The sequence below is a fragment of the Arthrobacter sp. Z5-13 genome, from assembly GCF_056499105.1.
Window position 1 is genome coordinate 4,067,109 of the sequence record NZ_CP096460.1, and the last position, 20,694, is coordinate 4,087,802.

Below are 20,694 nucleotides of genomic sequence, written 5' to 3' on the forward strand. Positions count from 1 at the left end.
TTACCCCCTGGAGGTCTCCTTGGCTGCAAATCGGCCCAAGTCCGGACCCACCATGCATGACGTTGCGGCCGCCGCCGGAGTATCCCAGGCCACCGTCTCTTTGGTACTGAACTCAGCCGGCGGTTCGCGTTTCTCCGCCGAGACACGGAAGCGCGTGCAGGATGCTGTGGACAAGCTCGGCTACCGCACCAACGCGCACGCCAAGACCCTGCGCGAGGGCGTGGCCGGGATGATCGGTTTCGTAGGCGACTCTGTCGCCACCTCCCCCTTCGCCGGCGCCATCATCGAAGGGGCGCAACAGCGTGCGTGGGAGGACGGACTACTCCTCCTCACTGTTAACACAGGTGGCGACAAAGAACTTGAGGCCGCATCTCTGGACACCATGCTGTCGTACAAGGTGGCTGGTGTTGTGTACGGCGCCATGTACCACCGGCGGCTCGACGTTCCGGAGGCGCTGGCCAGCGTCCCCTCCGTTGTCCTCAATTCACAGGACAAGGCCGGGCGCCTTCCCAGCGTGGCACCGGACGAGGTGCGGGGAGGCTACACCGCTACCCGAAGGCTGTTGGATGCAGGGCACTCACGGATAGCGTTTATCAACATCGAGAGCCTGGAGAGCGGCCTCCCCGCCGCCGTCGGACGCCATGAAGGTTACCTGACAGCACTGGGAGAGGCCGGACTTGAACCAGATCCGGCCCTCATCCGGTTTGGGCGGGGCGGCGAGGAAGACGGCTACACCTACACAATGGAACTGCTGACGGCCAACAAGCCACCCACTGCAATATTTTGCGGCAACGACCGCGGCGCCTGGGGTGCCTACCAGGCCGTCTCGGACCTGCACCTCTCAGTCCCCCGCGACGTCTCGATTGTCGGGTTCGACAACCAGGCAATTCTGGCGCCCAACCTGCGTCCGGGCCTGACCACTCTCGAATTGCCGTTCCTCGCAATGGGGCGGCGCGCGGTTGAGCTGATCCTCCAAAGTGCAGAACCCGATGGGCGGGTCGAGCTGATGGACTGCCCTCTGATTGAACGCAGTTCTGTCACTCACCCTAAAGAGACGCCAGCACAGACGTAACCGCCTTCACCGTCCGCGGCACTCAAAAAGGCGTTGCACGACCAGTTGGGGAATTGCTGGAAAATGTCGGTGCAAGCGCTTACAGTGTGAGTTGGCTCTCAGTAGCCGGTCTCCATTACATCGTTGTCTCACACTGCCCTTCGCTGCAGCAGCGCCGCTAACCGGAAGGATCCCTATTGTGTTTTCCCGTTCCCTGCCGTCCCTCCAGCCCAGACCAAGCCGAGTAACCATGGAACGGACGGGCCCGGCCTTCCGTACCGGCATGGCCTTCCTCATCGCTGCCGCTACGGCTGCTGCCGGCATGAGCACAGCGCATGCCGCGCCGAAACTCGAAGACCCACAGTCGCCGTCGGGCGTTCACTCCCTGCGGGCGCCGGTAACAGACGAACGGTTCTACTTCGTGATGGCGGACCGTTTCAGCAACGGGAACACGCAGAACGACGACGGCGGCCTTGGTCCGGACCCGATGGTGTCCGGGTTCGAGCCCACCAAGAAGGGCTTCTACAACGGCGGGGACCTCCAGGGCCTGCGGGAACAGATCGACTACATCGAGGGGCTTGGCACAACCTCCATCTGGCTTACCCCCAGCTTCAAGAACAAGGCGGTGCAGCCAGAGGACAAGTCGGCCGGGTATCACGGCTACTGGATCACGGACTTCACCCAGATCGATCCGCACCTGGGTACCAACGCGGAGCTGAAAGCCCTCATCGACGATGCCCATGCCCGCGGCATGAAGGTCTACTTCGACATCATCACCAACCACACTGCAGACGTGATCGGCTACGAGGAAGGCGACCGGACTGCGTACGTCTCCAAGGACGTGGAGCCGTACACCAATTCCGCCGGGGAGGAATTCGATGACCGGGATTATGCAGGAACCGGGGAGTTTCCGGAACTGGATCCGGCCACTTCATTTCCCTACACTCCTGAGCTGAAGGCCGGAGAGGAAGACCTGAAGGTCCCGGCCTGGCTCAACGATCCCACGCTATACCACAACAGGGGTGACACCACGTTCGCCGGTGAGGACTCCTACTACGGCGACTTCTTCGGCCTGGACGATCTGTTCACTGAGCACCCCACAGTGGTGAACGGCATGAAGGAAATTTACAAGACCTGGATCCGTGACTTTGGCGTGGACGGTTTCCGGATCGATACCATGAAGCACGTCAATGACGAGTTCTGGCAGGATTTCGGGCCGGACGTGCTCGCCTACGCCAAGGAACAAGGCAAAGACGAGTTCTTCATGTTTGGTGAGGTCTTCGACACCACCAAGAGCTCCACCTCCCAGTTCACCACCCGGAACAAGATGCAGGCTGTCCTCGATTTCCCGTTCCAGGACGCTGCCCGCAACTTCGCCTCGCGCGGACAGGACGCGGCACAGCTGGCGGGCTTCTTCGCCGGTGACGACTGGTACACGGACGCTGACTCCAACGTTTACCAGCTGCCCACCTTCCTCGGAAACCATGACATGGGCCGGATCGGCAGCTTCATCAGTGCGGACAACCCCGGTTCGGACGACGCAGAAAAAGTAGCCCGCGACACCCTGGCCCACGAGCTGATGTACTTCTCACGCGGCAACCCGGTGATCTACTACGGCGATGAGCAGGGCTTTACGGGTCCAGGCGGCGACCAGGACGCGCGGCAGACGCTGTTCGCCAGCAAGGTGCCCGAGTACCTTGATGACGACCTCCTTGGTACCGACGCCACCCATGCCACCGACAACTTCAACACCGCCCACCCCCTTTACGGCAAGATCAGCGAACTCGCCACCCTGACCACGGAACATCCGGCACTCCGGGATGGCGCACACCAGCACCGTTACGCCTCGGAAGGTCCGGGTATCTACGCCTTCTCCCGGATCGATGCCGAGGACCAGCGTGAATACGTGGTGGCCCTCAACAACAGCGAGCAACCCCAGACGGCCACCGTTCCTACTTATGTTGGCAAGCGGACGTTCACGAAGATTTACGGAGAGGCGGCCGCGGAGTCCAAGACCAGTCCGGAGCGAGAACTCACGGTCACCGTTCCCCCATTGTCCGCCGTGGTGTACCAGTCCTCAGGCCGCATTCCGCACTCAAAGACGGCCCCCGGCGTCGTCCTCCGGGATCCAAAACCCGCCCAAGGCGACAACGGGCGCCTTCAGGTGGTTGCCGACGTCGACGGTTCCTCGTTCTACGAAGTTACCTTCGAGGCAAAGAAGTCCGACGGCTCGTGGGAGCGGATCGGAACCGATGACACCGCCCCCTATCAGGTGTTCCATGACGTGGCGGCGTTGGAGACGGGAACCGCTGTGGAGTACCGCGCCGTGGTGCTGGACAACGGCGGGCACTCGTCCACCAGCGGCGTCAAGAGCGGTACCGTTCCGGCTCCAGTCCTGGCCATGCAAAAGCCTGCGGCAGGGAGCAGCGTTCAGGGCACAGTTGAAGTCAGCGCCATCGACAGCCCCGAAAAGGCAGACTACGTGGTGGAATTTGAGCGAAGCATCGACGGGGGCAGCTGGACGGCCATCGGCACCGACGGCTCCTCCCCTGCCTACACGACGTTCGATGACATAGCTGCTTTGGGTCTGGAAAACGGAACGAAGGTGAGCTACCGGGCCACCATGGAGGTAGCCGGAGCCGGGACAGTGACCAGCGATGTCCGGACCGTGGTGGTCGGTGAGATCCCGCAGCCCGATTCGGTCACCGTGGCCGGGGACCTCAACTCGGAAATGGGCTGCCCCCAGGACTGGCAGGCTGACTGTTCGTCGGCGTTCATGACCCTTGATCCTGCCGACAAGATCTGGCGCCTCACCTTTCCGCCCCTGCCCGCGGGGACATACCAGTACAAGGCCGCCCTGAACGGCACCTGGGACGAGAACTACGGAGCCGGCGGCGGCCTCAACGGTGCCAACATCGCCCTGGACCATCCCGGTGGTCCCGTCACGTTCCGCTATGACCACAGCACGCACATCATCAGCGCCGTTTACGCCTCCCAGCAGCCAGGCGCTGTGGCCGTGGCCGGCAGCCTCGATTCTGAACTGGGCTGCCCCGAGGACTGGATGCCCGGGTGCGATCAGGCTCAGTTGGCCCTGGACCCGGCCGATCTGGTGTGGAAGCTGACCGTACCCGATCTTCCCGCAGGAAATTACGAGTTCAAGGCCGCGCTCAACAGGTCATGGGACGTCAACTATGGTGCTGGCGGAGCGCCTGCAGGCGCCAACATCGCCATCAACCACGACGGCGGACCCGTCACCTTCCGGTATGACCATGTCACCCACGTCATGACAGCCGGCTGACTCGCAGGGCCACGGTTGGCCCGGGAGCTCAGTCTGCGGAAGATGCGGACTGCATCAGCCGGAAAGCTCGTTTGAGGCGAAGAGACCGCTGATGAGATCGCCGAGGTGGGACCAGTGTTCGCTTGACATACTGGCGGCCGCCTCGGCGTCTCCTTGTTCGCAGACGCGGATGAGTTGATCGTGGTGATTAATGGTGTCCTCCCCGCCCAGGAGGCCGGAAAACTTCCGGTAGAGGATTCTGTGGAGCTGGGGGTGAAGCTGTTCGATGATGCGTTTGATGACAGGGTTCCCGGCGGCGTCGATGATCACACTGTGGAACGCGTCGTCCGCCGCTATGGCCTTGGAAACGTCCTGTTTTTTAACCGCGGCGGCAAAGTTCTTATTGGCCTGCCGCATTACCTGGAGGTCGCGGTCCGTCAGTCGTGGAACCGCCGATTCCATGGCCAGGGAATCGAGCGCCTTGAGCACGGCAAGGTTTGCCGCAATGTCGTCTTGATTGAGCGTCGAGACTCTTGTGTAAACACCCGGCTTGGACTCTATGAGCCCACTTTCCACGAGCCGGGTGAGGGCTTCGCGCACCGGAGTCCTGCTTAGACCGAGCATTTCTGCCAGATCAGAGTCTTTGATTTTCTCGCCGGGAGCGAGCTCGCCCCGGACAATGGCATCCCGGAGCCGGTCATAAGCTGCGTCGCTCATTTTTGGTCGCTCAACGGTGCTGGTGCGGACTAGTGGCATATTGGACACAGTACTCTGCGTTACCGCTCAGCGAGGATGCTCCGGACCACCGTGACGGCAAGAATGTCGGCGGGATCGATGAACGGCACGGGGAGATCATCGGCTGACAGGCCAACGGGAACCTCCGTGCAGCCCGCAATGATGGCTTGGGCCCCGGCGTCGATAAGACGCTGTGCAGCCTGGATGAACAGCGGGCGGGCCACGGTGGTGTTTCCCGCTTTAATGGCGCGAATGGGAGTCATCACGAAATTCTCCTGGCAGTCGGCGGCGGGCGTCATGACGGAGATGCCCTCCCTGTCGAGCCAGGACTGGTAAAGGCCGGCCTTCTGGGTTCCTGTCGTTGACAGTAACCCCACCTTTTGAATCGTTGGTGAGAGCCGTTGAACGTACTTTGCCGTCTCTTCGATCATGTGAATGATGGGGATATCCACCTCCGCCTGCACGGCTGCGAGGAAGGCATGGGCCGTGTTGCAGGGAACGGCAAGCATCTTGGCCCCCGCCGCTTTCAAGAGCCTGGCCCCGGCAATCAGGGCAGGGGTGGGATCCTCACCGTGCGTCAGCAGGGCGTCTGTCCTGTCCGGAATCGTGGGGTCGGACCAGATCAGGACCTGAAGGTGCTCCTGATCGCGCGTGGCCGGGGTTGCGTGCACCAGTTTGAGGTAGAAATCTGCCGTTGCTTCTGGGCCCATGCCGCCGAGGATCCCTACGACGCTGCGATGGCGCAAGGCGGCCTTCAAGCCAGGAGCCGCAAGCGGGGGCAGCGAGAAGAAGGGTGCAGTCGGTGATTTTTGCACGCTAATCCGAGTCTTCATTGGAGTCGTTTCTAAGGTAGCGGGTTTGTTGCTGTATCCAATATATTACATACCGCTTGACCTTGGTATGCAATATATTGCACACTGATTCTGCATGAGACGCAGGTCACGAAGGATAGCCAAAGCCCTGCGGAGTCCCACGCCCCGGCTCGTCTGCCCGCACCCTTAAACACCTAGGACTACTGATGAAAAACAAAACGACGGCATGGATCCTTGCCGCATTGATAATTGGCATCGCTGGCGGCCTGCTCGGTCACTGGCTGCTTCCGGAAGGTCTTCGCAACGGACTGGTCACCATCCTCGACACCGTGACGCACATGTTCCTCAACTTGATCAAAATGATCATCGCTCCGCTGATCTTCGCCACACTGGTCTCCGGCATTGCTGGGGCGGCGAAATCAGCCGGTGTCGGAAAGCTCTTTGCACGCTCGCTGCTGTGGTTCGTCATTGCCTCAGCACTGGTGGGAACGTTCGGTTTCATCACCGCCCATGCCCTCAACGTCGGCGACGGATTGGGTCTGGTGCCCACGGGCGATGCCGGCATCGAGTCCAAACCCATGGATTACCAGGCATTCATCACCAACATCATCCCCACGAGCGTCTTTGCTGCACTGACGAGCAACAATCCGCTCCAGATCCTCGTATTCGGAGCCCTGTTCGGGATTGCCCTGCTGAACCTGCGGAAGAAGGGGCATTCCTCTATCGCCAACGCCGTGGACGAACTAATGGAAGTCATGCTCAAAGTCACCGGCTACGTTATGTTGGCGGCGCCTGTCGGCGTCTTCGCAGCCATCGCTGCAGCATTCACCGCAGAAGGCTTCGACGCCTTCGCCACTTACGCCTCATTTATCGGTGGCTTCTACGTATCCCTCTCAGCCCTCTGGGTGATCATGATGGCCGTGGCCGTGGCCTTCCTCGGGAAAGCAGCGTTCCGCTTGATGCGTACTATCCGTGAGCCTATGGTCATCGCGTTCGCTACCTCCAGCAGCGAAGCAGCGCTCCCCAAACTCATTGAAGGGCTGACCAAATTTGGTGTGGACAAGCGAACCACCGGGTTCGTCCTCCCCCTCGGATACTCCTTCAACGTCGACGGCTCCATGATGTACATGACATTCGCGTCGGTGTTCCTTCTGAACGCCTATGGCATTGACATGGACCTGGGCCAGCAGATCGCCATGACGGCCATGCTGTTGCTGAGCAGCAAAGGCATGGCAGGAGTTCCCCGCGGTTCGCTTGTTATCGTGGCCGCCGTGGTACCAGCATTCGGGATTCCCGCTGCCGGTATCGCCGTCCTCCTGGTGATTGATCAGCTCCTGGACATGGGCCGGACAGCCACGAACATCCTCGGCAACGCGATCGCAACCGCCGTCCTGGGCCGCAGCCACGACAAGGCGACCCGCCTTGAAAATCAGGACCAGATCAACCAGCCTGCTGCTTTGGAGGAGGCCGAACTGACATCAGTCAGGTAACTGGGCCGTCCTTCACACAACGGAGGGGGCGGGCACGAATGAACTGGGCCCTCCGTCAAACGGTGTTACGAACAGCGGGGCGGCACGACGAACGCCGACGGGTAAAGGGCATCGGCCCTAACCCAGCCGGCCACGCCAGTGGACGTGTTACGGGCGTACACCCATGTCCGTTGTCGTTCACACGGGCCCCGGCAGCCGACAGCTGACGAACTCTCTACAGCAACCGGTTTAGAGAATCTCCATTATCGGCGTTTGAAGCAAGGGAGTAGAGGTGGATGCGAGACGGCGCCCAATCCGGAAGATCCAGGCTTGCGACTCACTGCCAAGCGCGTGCAGAAACCGGCTACTTTGTTGTCGAATAGAAGATCGTCAAGACGATGATTCCGCCAATTACGTCGAGCGCGGCAAGCACTTTGCCGGCGGTTGCCTTGACGCCATTTTCCTCAGCTTTCCGCGCCATCATGAACGCCACGACTCCGGCTGCAATACCGAATAGGAACAAACCGACAATGCCAATAATGATGGATGAGCGCCGATATTTCTGGCCCAAATTCTTGCTGGATGTGACGGCCTCCACATCTTCCTGGTTTTGCTGAGGCTGGTTCTGAATATCTTGGATGCCGCTCATTGTTCCCATCCCAAATCGGTATGCCGCGTGGTGCGTTGCTCGAAGAGTACTGGACTCACATTGGTCTATCAAACGGTAAACGATTTCAGCTATGGCCCGCATGGTAGCGGTAACATTCCGATGTGGTACTTCAGAAGTGGCTGTGGCGGCGACCTCACCTTAAGAATCTATATTGGTGAGGTCAAGTGGAGGTGCCGGCACACGATAGTCGTAAGGAAGCTGTCTAATTCCGCCTTCTTAGATGCGCTGTTCCGACATTTTTTCGTCATGAAATCTCGGTATTGCGCGTAGGCAGGGAATCCATGTAGCTTTCTCTCAGCTATCCCGTGTATTGGGTAAACGGACTTTATTGGGAACCCCGCACACTTCCCTTCTTCTGGAAAGTTCTCACGTGGGAATTCCCTTCTCCGCGCCCTTGCGCGCGCTTTGTTCCGTGGCCCTCGCCGTGAGCGTTGTTAGCGCTATCCCGGCCGTTTCCGCAGCCGCCCCGTCCGGGAATGTTCCGGCTAACGGGGCGGTGATGACGGAGGGCCTCGCCAGTGACCAGGCCTCCTCAGCGGGAACCGATGTCGTGCTCGAATCCGCAACGACACCCACCGAGCAAACGGTAGCCCACCCCGACGGGACATTCACCAGGACCATCAGCAACGAGCCGGTACGGATGCAAACCGGGAATGGCTGGGCCGACATCTCAACCGATCTTGTCACCAGGGACCAGGCCGGGGCGAAGGTCCTCTCCCCCAAAATGGTGCCCGTAGCCGTGACCCTCGGGACCAAGGGCTCCACCACGATGGCCACCATCGATAACGGCCACGGGCACTCGATCAAGCAGTCCTGGCCCTTCGGCCCCCTGCCTGAACCCCTGGTTGAGGGCAACACCGCAACCTACCCCTCGGTTCTTCCCGGCGTGGACCTGATCCAGATCGCCCACAAAACCGGCGTCTCCCAGGTCCTAAAAATCGCAACCCCCGAAGCCGCCAAAGACCCCCGCGTGATCCGCATGCGCATCCTCCTGGATTCGCAGAACGTCACCGTCCAGGACGACGGGAAGGGCGGGCTCACCGCCCAGGGCAAGGACACCGGCGCTGTTGAACTCCGCACAGCTGCCGGACAGTGGTGGGACTCCTCGCATGAAGGTGCTTCGGCCTCCGATCCGGGCGGCCCTGGCCTCACGAGGACCTTCGCCCTGAGCCTGGGCTCGGACAAGGGAAAACAGGCACAGAACTTCGGCATGGGTGAGATCCTCAATACCCCGAACCTGAAGTTCCCTTTGTTCGTGGACCCTGACTGGGGCGTGGTCAGGACCTCGTACGTGTATGTCGACAGCGCATACGCCGGCACTTCCTACTGGAACGGCCAATACACCGATTCGACAGTCCATGTCGGCTACCTTCCCCCGAGCTGGGCACCTGACGGGGTGTCGCACACCACCCGAGGCTATTACCAGTTCAACACCTCGGCCATGGCGGGCAAGGTCATCCTCGCGGCAAGGATGAACACAACCGAGACGTGGTCATCGTCCTGCACCCCTACGTGGGTTGATGCCTACGTCACTGGCGGCGTCAGCCCCGGAACTACCTGGAACAATCAGCCCGGACTCGTCGCCAAGGTCGACGCTAAGGCTGCGGCAATGGGCTATTCCGCCTCCTGCCCGGCCGGGACCCTCGGCTTCGACATGGGATCAGCCAAAAACATCATCTCCACCGTGGGCCAATGGACCGTCATGCTGAGGGCAGGCAACGAAGGGGATCCACTTGGCTGGAAGCGATTCGCGAACGACGCCTCCCTGATCGTCACGTATGACACCAAACCGAACACGCCCCACATCTGGACTATCAGCGGTGCGCTGTGGACGGGGACTCCCTTCGCGTCCACTTATGTCACGCGGCAAAAACAGCCGATCTACCAGGTAGGTGCGAGCGACCCCGACGGCGATGCTGGTGGCTCTATCTATGTATGGATGAGCGTTTTCAACGCAGCCGGGCAAGTCATGGCCCAGACGCACACTCCAGTCACAACACCGGGATCCGGGGGCTATCCGAGCTGGCAAGGTGGTGTGTTGCCGGATGGAAACTACCAGCTGCAGGCTCAAACCCAGGACCAGCAAGGCCAGGTTTCCGGCGTGATGCAGTTCTACTTCACCGTGGACACGACCGCGCCAGCACCTCCGACAATTTCGGCGCCCGCCGTTTTTGACACTAGTCATACCGACCCGGCGGGCGTAGTCGGAGCGACGGAGTACGGCTTCACCCTGAACAACAACGGACCTTACACGGCCCGCGGTTTCGTCTATGCCGTCACCGGGGCAAGTGATACGCCAACGTTCCCTGGCAACGTCAGCTGCGATGCCCGGTTTGGTGAGTACGTCGTGGTCTGTCCGGCCGGTGGGAGAACCGCACCTGTTACGGTCGGGGCCGTCGACTCCACCAGCAAGCTGACCGTCTGGTCCTTCGACTATGCCGGAAACGTCAACCAGCAAGTCAACAGCACACCTGTCTCCTACCAATTCAACATGGGCGGTGTTGCCGATGATCCCGAGGACGTACTCGGGGTTACCGCCCAGGGCGGGGCGACATGGGTCGAAATCGAAACCAGCAACCACGTCCCGGTAGCCACGTCGTGCCAGGGTGGCTTTCCTGTAGATAACGACCCGAATAACGACCCGCTTGAAACAAGCACTGTTCTGCAGTTAAGCGCTCCGGGACAGTACGGCAGCACTATTTCGCGGGCGGTCGACACTTCGCAGAGCTTCAGCGTCTCGGGCTGGTTCTGCCCGACCGCACCGGTCGGTTCCGGGGTCCAGTCTCTGATCACCCAGATGGCCGGAGCAGGTTCCCCCGGCGGGGCGCTGAGACTGAGCACCAGCGGGAACGCCACATTCGATACGTGGACAGCCGCGAACGGCGCCGGCCAGGAATCAGTCCGGCGTGTTCCTGCACTGGCAGAGAACACCTGGTACTTCATCTCCTCTGTTTACGACAGGATCAACCGGCAACTGCGGATCACTGTCTCAGGTGACGGTTACACCGGAACCTGGACGACCGCCACTTCGGCGGCGAACCATATAGCCTCCCCGGCAAACCAACCCGTCCTCCTCGGAGCCGCCGGGCCAGGCGGGTCGGGACAATTCAAAGGCCAGATCCTCAACCCGGTCATGACTCAAGCGGTCCTCACCCCAGGACAGTTCAATTTGGCTCAAAGCGCCTTCAACGGCCAGACAGGTGTACTGAGTTGAGCGGAATTCCGTTCTCCGCGCCCTTGCGTGCGCTCTGTTCCCTTGCCCTTGCCGCGGGTCTTGTCACCGCTGTGCCGTCCCTCTCAGCAGCCCTTCCGGCGGGCACAGTGATGACCGAGACCCTAGCCAGTGAACAGGCCTCCTCTGAGGGAGGTGACGTTGTGGTTGAGTCTGCAACAACCCCCACCGGGCAGACCGTAGCCCACCCTGACGGGACCTTCACCCGGACCATCAGCAACGAGCCCGTACGGATGCAGTCCGGCGAGGGCTGGGCGGACATCTCAACGGACCTTGTCCGCAAGGACGTCGCTGGCGTGCAGGTCCTCGCCCCTGAAATGGTGCCGGTCGCAGTGACCCTTGGCACCAAGGGATCCACAACGATGGCCACCCTTGATAACGGCCACGGGCACTCGATCAAGCAGTCCTGGCCGTTCGGGGCCTTGCCGGAACCCCTGGTTGAAGGCAACACCGCTACGTACCCGTCGGTTCTTCCCGGCGTGGACCTGATCCAGGTCGCGAACAACAGCGGCGTCTCCCAGGTCCTGAAAATCGCTACACCTGAAGCGGCCAAAGACCCCCGCGTTATTCAGATGCGTATCCTGCTCGATGCCCAGAACGTCACTGTCCAGGACGATGGGAACGGAGGACTCACTGCCCGGGGCAATGACACCGGCGCCGTTGAGCTCCGCACCGCGGATGGCCAGTGGTGGGACTCCTCCCAGATCGGGGCCTCGGCCTCCGATCCGGGGGGCCATGGCCTGACCCGGACATTCTCCCTAACCTTGGGAACCGAGAACGGTAAGCAGACCCAGATCTTCGGGATGGACCAGATCCTCAGCACCCCGAACCTGAAGTTCCCCCTCTTCGTGGATCCGGACTGGGGCGTGGTCAGGACTTCCTACGTTTACGTCGACAGCGCATACCCGAACACTCCCTACTGGAACGGCCAGTACACAGATTCGACCGGACACGTCGGCTACCTTCCCGCCAACTGGGCACCCGACGGCGTCAACCACCTGACCCGTACGTTCTATCAGTTCGATACCCATCTCCTGGCGGGGAAAGTCATTCTCGCGGCCAGGATGAACACCACCGAGACCTGGTCCTCCTCCTGCACGCCCAGGCGTGTAAATGCATGGGTCGCAGCCGGAATCTGGCCCAGCACCACCTGGAACACCCAGCCTGCGCTGCTGACTTACGTGGATCAGAAAACAGTGGCCATGGGCTACTCCGCAGCGTGCCCTGCCGGAACCGTCGGCTTCGACATGGGATCGGCCAAGAGCCAACTCTCGAACTCGCCCCAGTGGACAGTTGCCCTCTCAGCCAACGAAGAATCAGATCCCCTTGGCTGGAAGCGCTTCGCGAACGACGCCTCCATGATCATCACCTATGACACACCCCCCGTCACCCCATGGATCTGGTCAATCAGCGGTGCCCTCTGGACCGGAACCCCGTTCGCCGCTGGCTCCACCTACGTCACCCGCCATCGCCAGCCCGTCTACCAGGTCGGGACCTGGGACCCTGACGGGTCCGCCGGCGGTGCCATCAACGTGTGGATGACCGTCCGCAACACCTCAGGACAGGCATTGTTCACAACACCTAACGGGCTCCCCGTGGACGCCTGGGGCGGGTACCCCTCCTGGCAGGGCGGAGTCCTCGCTGACGGGGACTACGTGCTCGAAGCGTACGCCGTTGACCAACAAGGAGTCGGCTCAGGGGTGATGCATTTCAGCTTCAAGGTCGACACGACAGCCCCCGCACCGCCGACCATCGCAGCCCCCGCAGCCTTTGACGCCAGCCACACGGATGCTGCCGGCGTGGTCGGCGCCACCCCATACACCTTCACCCTCAACAACAACGGACCCTACCCCGCCAAAGGCTTTGTCTACGCGGTAACCGGAGCCGGTGAGACGCCAACGTTCCCTGGCGAGGTCAGCTGTGATGCCCGGTTCGGGGAGTACATCGTCATCTGCCCTTCAGGCGGACGAACGACACCGATCACTATCGGAGCCGTAAGATCAAGTAGCTGGCTGACCGTCTGGTCCTTCGACCAGGCAGGAAACGTCAACCAGCAAGTCAACAGCACCCCGGTCACCTATGAGTTCAGCATGGGCAGCACTGCTCCTGATCCGTCAGAGATACTCCCGGTTACCACCCAGGGCGGGGCGTCATGGGTGGAGATAGAAACCAGCAACCAGATCCCGGTAGCCACATCATGCCAGGGCGGACTGCCCGCCGACTCTGATGCGCTTGAACGGAGCACAGTCCTGCAGCTCAGCGCACCAGGCCAGTATGCCAGCACTGTTTCCCGTGCCGTCGATACCTCGCAAAGCTTCAGCGTGTCGGGCTGGTTCTGCCCCACCACACCAGTCAGCTCCGGAGTCCAGTCTCTGATCACCCAGATGGCCGGAACAGGGTCACCGGGAGGGGCACTGCGACTGAATACTAGCGGGAAAGCCCAGTTCGATACCTGGACCGGGACCAACGGTGCTGGCCAGGAATCAGTTCAACGTGTCCCGGCGCTGACGGCAAATACCTGGTCCTTCATCTCAGCTGTCTACGACAGGATTAACCGGCAGCTCCGCATCACCAAAACCAACAACGGATACACCGGAACCTGGACAACCGCCACATCAGCGGCAGCACATATAGCTGCCCCGGCAACGCAGCCAGTACTGCTGGGCACCGCCGCAGCAGGCGGCTCCGGCCAGTTCACCGGCCAGATCCTGAACCCCGTCATGACCCAGGCGGTCCTCACCCCAGAACAATTCGGTCTGGCACAAATCAGCTTCAACGGCACGACAGGGGTTCTGAAATGAACAAGGTATTCTCACCGGCCATCACCGGATACAGGACACTGGTCCTTGCTGTCAGCGCAGCCGTAGCCGTGACCGGCGCGGGCCTGTTCGCGCTCGTCGCGGGCAGCGGACAGGACTGGACACCGGCGAAGATGGACACCGTCACTTCCGTCGACGTCAGCCCATGGTCCGTAGACACCACACCAACAGCCCCCCGCCCTTTCCTGAACGGTGAAGACCCCGCAAGGACCCAAGGAACGGTGGAGGGCACAAGCCCAGCCATCATTGCGGGAGAACCCGCCAGCGCATCCGACACCAAAAACGGCCTGACTATCAAGAAGGCCGTCTTCGGTGGCGCGCCTATGGCTCCGGTTCCGGCCAACGATAAGGGAGCCGGGGACTTCACCGGACTGCCCGGGGCATCCTCCGGGGCGTGGGGCGTCACGGGCCAGACCGGTGCGTTCACCTGGAGCTACCCGTTCAGCACAAGAGAAGCACCCGCCGGGCCAACACCCTCTCTGGCGTTGGCCTATGACTCGTCCTCCATCGACGGGCTGACCAGTGCTACCAATAACCAGGCATCCGTCGTCGGCGACGGCTGGTCCCTGGCCGGTATGGGCTCCATCAGCCAGAGATTCAGCTCCTGCATGGACCAGGGAGTTCCCAACTCCTATGACCTCTGCGGGTCCCCCGCTGGTCAGCAGTTCAGTATTTCCTTCGGAGGTCGCTCCGGGGCTGTCATCAAGGACGCAGCCACCGGGACGTTCCGGCTGCAAAATGATGACAACACCCGCATCGAATACCTCACTGCAGCCGGAGCCAACGGCACCTTCGACGGCGGCTACTGGAAACTCACCGACACCAACGGGACACAGTACTTCTTCGGAAGGAACCATCTTCCCGGCTGGGCCGCGGGCAAGGTCAGCACCAACTCCACCGACACTGTTCCCGTGGGGGCCGCGAACGAATCCCAGCCCTGCGCCGCCGGGTCATTCGCCGCATCCCTGTGTCAGCAGGCCTACGCCTGGAACCTGGACTACGTCCTCGATGTCCACGGAAACTCCCAGGCCATCTACTACACACAGGACACCAACAGCTACTCAGCCCAGGCAGGAACAGGTGCAAGGCTCAGCTATGTGCGTGCCAGCCGGCCTGCCCGCATCGACTACGGCATGCGGACCGGCAGCGAACTGGACAGCCCCGCTCCCCTGCGCGTCGAAATGGGATATACGGGGCGCTGCACCGGGGTCGATTGCTCGGTAGGCAACGACATCCCCTCCGGCCTCGCCTGCCAGCCCACCGGAACCTGCACGGTATATTCACCGACCTTCTACACAGACCAGCGCCTGCTCACGGTCACCACCCGTACGGCAACCGGCCCAACCGCCTACCAAGACGCCGACGTCTGGACACTCCACCACTCCATGCCCGACCCTGGCGACCTGACCAAGCCTGCCCTCTGGCTTGGTTCCATAGACCATAAGGGAGCCAACACCGCCACAGGCGTCGGCGGAACCATCTCGGACCCACCGGTAGTGTTCGGCGGCCAGACACTGCAGAACCGTGTCTGGGTCGTGGACGGACTTGCTCCCTTGGACCGCTACCGGATCGCCTCGATCAAGACCGTTACGGGCGCCTCCATCGCCGTCACTTACCAGGCACCCGAATGTTCACCCAGCAATCTCCCGGCATCCCCTGAAACCAACACCAAGCGGTGCTTCCCGCAGTGGTGGGCACCAACAACCCCCATCGCCCAGCCTGCCAGGATGGACTACTTCCACATCTACCCGGTCGCTTCGGTATCCACCAGCGCGGGGCCAGGCGGCTCCGGAAGCCCGGACATGATCAGCCGGTACGAGTACCAGGGAACCCCTGCCTGGAAGTACGCCGGGCCAAAATATGTGGCAGGGGCGGGAGGATCGCAGCTCACTTGGTCAGTTAATGCGGGCTGGGCCAAGGTCAAAACCATCTCGGGAAACGGCCTTTCAGGCCAAAACCCGTCAGCCGTTACGACGTATCTCCGTGGCCTCCACGGGACACCGTCCAACGGCAGCGGCGGGACAATCGCTTCAGCTGTGACCCTCTCGGACGCCACTACTATTACGGATTCCCCTTGGTTGGCCGGTTCTGCCGTGGAAACAGAAAAATTCCTTGGCGAAACCGGGCCGCGTCTGACCAGCGCCATCACAACACCCTGGTCCTCTGCCCCAACTGCGACAGGCAGTGCCGGGACAGTTGCAGCGCAATCCCGTCACATCGGGACCCAGTCGCAAAAGAAAATCCTGGCCAGCAGCGCCACCGGTGGATCCAAGACAACGACCACCACGAACCATTTCGACGGACTCGGCCGGATCACCTCTGTCTCCGACACCGGAGAAACCGGTGGATCAGCGGGTACTTGCACGGTAACTGCCTACGCTGACAACACCGCAGCCAACCTTTTGGCGCTGCCTGCCACGACGAGCACTTATGCCGGGCCTTGCACCAGCAACGGCGCTCCCGGGGGGAACATCATCCAGGCCACCCGGACCCTGTACGACGCGTCCGCCTCGGCTGTTCCCGGCTCCGCCGGGTACCAAGTCCCCAGCATGGGTAACACCACCCGGACAGATGTCGCCGCCGCTGTTTCGGGTACTGCCGTCAGTACCTGGCAGACCGGATCCACCACTGCCTATGACGCCCTCGGCCGGCCGGTTACCTCCACCGACAGCTCAACCGGCACCGCACGGACCACTTCCGTGGCCTATACGCCCTCTTCAGGGCTGCCGACATCAGCTACCGCCACCAACCCACTGGGCTGGACGACCAGTACTACCTTCGACACTGTCCGGGGACAAAAGACCACCAGCACAGACGAGAACGGCAACGTCACCAGCTACCAGTACGACGCCTCCGGCCGCATCACCGGGGTGTGGGACCCCATGCGTCCCCAGGCGACCAACGCCGTCCCAACCGAGGCCATCGGCTACACCATCTCCCAGACCGCGCCCTCATGGATTGTTCACACCAGCATCAACGGCACCGGTGAAGCGATGAGCAGCTACGACATCTACGACGGCCTCGGGAGGATACGCCAAACCCAAAAACATTCACCCGGCGGGGGCACGATCGCCACCGACACGTATTACAACACCCACGGGGCCAAGAGGCTCGTCAACAACGACTACTACTACTACGCCGAACCCGGCGGAACCCTCATGGTCCCAAACGTGGCAGTCCCGTCCTCAAGCCAGTACGACTACGACGGTGCAGGCCGCATCACCACCGTCACCGCCCTTGCCATGGACAACCAACAACTCTGGGCCACCCAGATCAACTACACCGGCGCCGACACCACCACCACCACGGGACCCGGCAACGAACCGGCAACCCGGACCATCGTCAACACCGAAGGCAACGTCACCACCCGCCTGCTTTATAAGGGCACCACCGCCACGGGAACCCCGGACACCACCAGCTACGGGTACAACGCCCTCGGGCAGATGACCTCGATGACCGACACGGCTGCCAACCAATGGACCTGGTCCTTCGACCCCGCCGGCCGACAGATCTCCGCGACCGACCCCGACACCGGGACACTATCCACCGCCTACGACTCAACAGGTCGGGCCGCCACCAGCACAGACGCCTTGGGCACCGTAACCACCAGCACCTTCGACGTCCTTGACCGAAAAACTGCCACCACAGTCACACCGACCGGCGGCACAGCCAAGACGTTGCAGACGATCACCTATGACGGGGAGAAGAAGGGGCAACTCAGCAGCGCCACCAGGTACAACGGACCCAACTACGACCAGGCAGTCACAACTGCCGTTTCCGGATACAACGCGGCATACCTTCCCAGAACCACAACCCTCACCCTTCCCGCATCAATCACCGGTTACGCCGGAAACTACACCACCACCAGGACCTACACGAGCACCGGCAATCTCAAAGCCCAGGTCAGCCCCGCCATCGGAGGACTGCCTGCAGAGACTCTCTACTTCGGCTATGACTCCTTCGAAAACCCCTCATCGATAGCGAACCAGAACGCCGACACCATCGCAGGCGCCACCGAATACAGCCACCTGAACGACATCGCGACGTTCCAGCAGTACGACCGGAACTTCAACAGCACCACGGTCAACACAACCGGGCTTAACCAGCAGTACTTCTCCTGGGACGCCACCACAGGACGCATGGCTAAGCAGTGGGCGACCAACAGGGCCAAGGGTGTCGTCGCCGACCTGGGCACGACCACCTACACTTACACGCCCTCGGGGAAGCTCACGGCCCGTGAACTCTCCTACGGAAACCGGCCAGGAACCCCCGCGGACTACCAGTGCTACGACTACGACTATGCCTCCCGCCTCGCAGCTGTCTGGACCCCCGCAACGAAAAACTGCGCCAACGCCCCTTCCCCGTCATCAACCTCAGTCAGCGGGCTCGGCGGACTGGCACCTTACGCCCAGACCTATGCCTACACACCCTCGGGCGACCGGTCGCAGGTCAAGAGATTCGACGCCGCAGGCGCCCTGGCCACCACCGAAAGCTATACCTACCCGGGAGCCGGCCAGCCCGGACCGCACCGACTCCAAAGCCTTACCTCAACCCCTGCATCCGGCCCGGCCACAACCTCCACGTTCACTTGGGACGTGGCCGGTCGCATGTCCGGCCGCGCAGGACAAACCATCAACTACACTCTCGATGGGCTGATCTCCAGCACCACCGGACCTTCGACACTGCCGGCAAACCCGAACCCGTCCGCTGGGGCAGGCACCCCGCCCGCCCCCGGAGCGGGAACAGCCGGAAGCACCGGAACCCGCTATTACGACGCCGGAGGAAACCTCGTCGGGCTCATCGACGGAAGCGGAACCACCGTGACCGTAGGCTCTCGTACCGCCCACGCAACCCCTAGCGGAGTGAAGACAGCGACCTGCACATACACCTTTGCGGGAAAGACCGTCGCCCAGCGCACCGCGGCAGGCGGTTCCGTGAAACTCATGTTCCTTATCAGTGACAGCGTCGACACAGCCCAGACGGTGGTTCAGCCAACCAACGGGACAACCCTGGCCACCGCCATCACCCGGTTCGTCGACCCCTCCGGACTGGCCCGAGGACCCACCCAGAATGCCACCGGCTCGGGAGCATACTCAGTGGCGCCAGCAGCCGCAACAGGCGTCGGTTCCAATGCAGCCAACCCCGCGGGGTTCGGTTCTGTCAACGGCTACATAGCTGGACTGGCAGACACTGTAAGCAGCCTCACCCACCTCGGGGCAAGAGACCTTGACCCCGTTCTTGGCGCATTCACCGCCCCGGACCCCATACTCCACACGGACAAGCCCGCCGCATTCACACCATATGCCTACTCAGGCAATGACCCCATCAACTACTCGGACCCATCCGGGCTCGACATGTGGGGCGACATCGGTAAATGGGTTCACGACAACGCCGGAACCATCGCCAACGTGGCAGTCGCGGTCGTCGTTACCGTTGTGGTGACGGCAGTAGTGGTCACAGCGGCCTCCGCATGCGTCGCCACCGTTGTATGCGGACTAGCCGTAGCTGCCGGAATTGGCGCCGTAAGCGCCGCCGCCGGATACGCCGCAGGCAATGCCGTGGACGTTGCAGTAGGGAATAAATCCGCACCAAGCCAGCAAGAATACTGGTCCGGAATGGGCCAAGCCGCAGCATGGGGAGCCTTCGGCGGAGTCCTTGGCGGCGCAGCCGGAGCTGTCGCCAGCAAAGCGGCCCCATACCTTGGAAAGTGGATAAGCAACGCTACCTCGAGTAGTAGAAATGCCGCCAGCGCCGCGGCCAACTCGGCACCCCGCCTCATCGCAGCGGCCCGACAAGCCGCCGTCAGAAGCGCGGAATATAGCAAGAGTCTTGGACAAAGCGCCTTGGCCCATGCCAGCATGCCACCTGCTGCTTCTGTTCCACCTTCATCGATCCGGTTCAGCCAGACCTCTGTCAATGATGCTGCGGAAATCATAGACAGCATGAAAGCCAAAGGTTGGCGTGGGAATGCAATCGACGCTGTGAGGATGCCTGATGGTGGGTTGACCACAGTCGACAACACACGGCTCTTAGCGGCCCACCGAGCAGGAATTAATGTGCGAGCCAATATAAGGGGTTTCGATGAACAACTGTCGCCCATACAAGCCAATAGACTGACGACAAGGAAGGGGATCCCGGAGACTTGGGGAGACGCTGTGAGGCTACGGATCGGAAAGCAAGGCTCCACCTATAGGAGCAAATATCCTTCGGGATCATCAGTCACAGGATGGACGGGAAACTGATGGATAATGGGCTGTTGGCAAGAGGAGAACTACCGCCGGGCTTTGACTATCCGCCGGAGTTCCTTCGGCTTATCGAACTTGACCTGCTGACTCTGGAACCGTGGTGGGTCATAACAGGAGAGAATCTTCGGACCCGCTACGCTGGGCTGAAGGAACGATATCCGCAGCGAAGGTTGGTTCCCTTCGCGCGCCGGGAAGACAATGATGACGTTGCATGTTGGGACCTGGAAACGGGACAGGTATCGATCGTCCACGACTTCGCCTCTCCAGGTTGGGAGAGGCGCGGGGAGTATGCGGATTTCTCGACATGGCTGCACGTCGCCATCGACGACATGCTTGACTTTAGATAACCTTTTGGTCCCATCCAGATTCCTCTGGTTCTTTCAT

Annotated in this window: 10 protein-coding genes; 7 read left to right on the forward strand and 3 right to left on the reverse strand. The window is 61.5% G+C overall.

Annotation, left to right across the window (positions count from 1 at the left end):
- The first annotated feature begins 19 nt into the window (after nucleotides 1-19).
- Both M1E02_RS18985 and M1E02_RS18990 read left to right on the forward strand, forming a co-directional pair.
- The gene (locus M1E02_RS18985; RefSeq protein ID WP_479375732.1) at nucleotides 20-1,072 is read left to right on the forward strand and encodes a LacI family DNA-binding transcriptional regulator; all 1,053 of its coding nucleotides are present in this window, start codon (nucleotides 20-22) and stop codon (nucleotides 1,070-1,072) included.
- Nucleotides 1,073-1,334: 262 nt separating this feature from the next.
- Nucleotides 1,335-4,349: an alpha-amylase family glycosyl hydrolase gene (locus M1E02_RS18990; RefSeq protein WP_479378220.1), complete on the forward strand. Its 3,015-nt coding sequence runs from the start codon at nucleotides 1,335-1,337 to the stop codon at nucleotides 4,347-4,349.
- Nucleotides 4,350-4,403: 54 nt separating this feature from the next.
- Here the strand turns inward: M1E02_RS18990 and M1E02_RS18995 are convergent, their stop codons facing one another.
- Nucleotides 4,404-5,045, reverse strand: a complete 642-nt coding sequence (locus M1E02_RS18995) for a GntR family transcriptional regulator (protein ID WP_479375733.1) — start codon at nucleotides 5,043-5,045, stop codon at nucleotides 4,404-4,406.
- Nucleotides 5,046-5,104: 59 nt separating this feature from the next.
- Nucleotides 5,105-5,878 (reverse strand): cysteate racemase, encoded by a 774-nt coding sequence (cuyB, locus tag M1E02_RS19000; protein ID WP_479375734.1) that lies wholly within the window; start codon nucleotides 5,876-5,878, stop codon nucleotides 5,105-5,107.
- Nucleotides 5,879-6,081: 203 nt separating this feature from the next.
- Between cuyB and M1E02_RS19005 the strand changes: the two genes are divergently transcribed.
- On the forward strand, nucleotides 6,082-7,365 hold the full coding sequence (locus tag M1E02_RS19005; protein ID WP_479375735.1) for a dicarboxylate/amino acid:cation symporter: 1,284 nt from the start codon (nucleotides 6,082-6,084) through the stop codon (nucleotides 7,363-7,365).
- Between the two features lie 343 nt (nucleotides 7,366-7,708).
- Here the strand turns inward: M1E02_RS19005 and M1E02_RS19010 are convergent, their stop codons facing one another.
- Entirely contained in the window at nucleotides 7,709-7,993 is a 285-nt protein-coding gene (locus M1E02_RS19010; protein WP_479375736.1) for a hypothetical protein, read from the reverse strand.
- A gap of 391 nt (nucleotides 7,994-8,384) precedes the next feature.
- Here M1E02_RS19010 and M1E02_RS19015 point away from each other — a divergent pair, with 391 nt between their 5' ends.
- From M1E02_RS19015 to M1E02_RS19030, 4 genes are read left to right on the forward strand one after another with little or no spacing between them, the layout of a single operon-like run.
- A complete protein-coding gene (locus tag M1E02_RS19015) occupies nucleotides 8,385-11,228 on the forward strand; it encodes a LamG-like jellyroll fold domain-containing protein (protein WP_479375737.1) in 2,844 nt (947 codons plus the stop codon).
- The gene (locus M1E02_RS19020; protein WP_479375738.1) at nucleotides 11,225-14,047 is read left to right on the forward strand and encodes a LamG-like jellyroll fold domain-containing protein; all 2,823 of its coding nucleotides are present in this window, start codon (nucleotides 11,225-11,227) and stop codon (nucleotides 14,045-14,047) included. Before M1E02_RS19015 ends, M1E02_RS19020 begins: the two co-directional genes overlap by 4 nt.
- Nucleotides 14,044-20,307 (forward strand): RHS repeat-associated core domain-containing protein, encoded by a 6,264-nt coding sequence (locus tag M1E02_RS19025; RefSeq protein WP_479375739.1) that lies wholly within the window; start codon nucleotides 14,044-14,046, stop codon nucleotides 20,305-20,307. The genes M1E02_RS19020 and M1E02_RS19025 overlap by 4 nt, the downstream gene beginning before the upstream one ends.
- Nucleotides 20,292-20,657 (forward strand): hypothetical protein, encoded by a 366-nt coding sequence (locus M1E02_RS19030; RefSeq protein WP_479375740.1) that lies wholly within the window; start codon nucleotides 20,292-20,294, stop codon nucleotides 20,655-20,657. The genes M1E02_RS19025 and M1E02_RS19030 overlap by 16 nt, the downstream gene beginning before the upstream one ends.
- The last annotated feature ends 37 nt before the right edge of the window (nucleotides 20,658-20,694 follow it).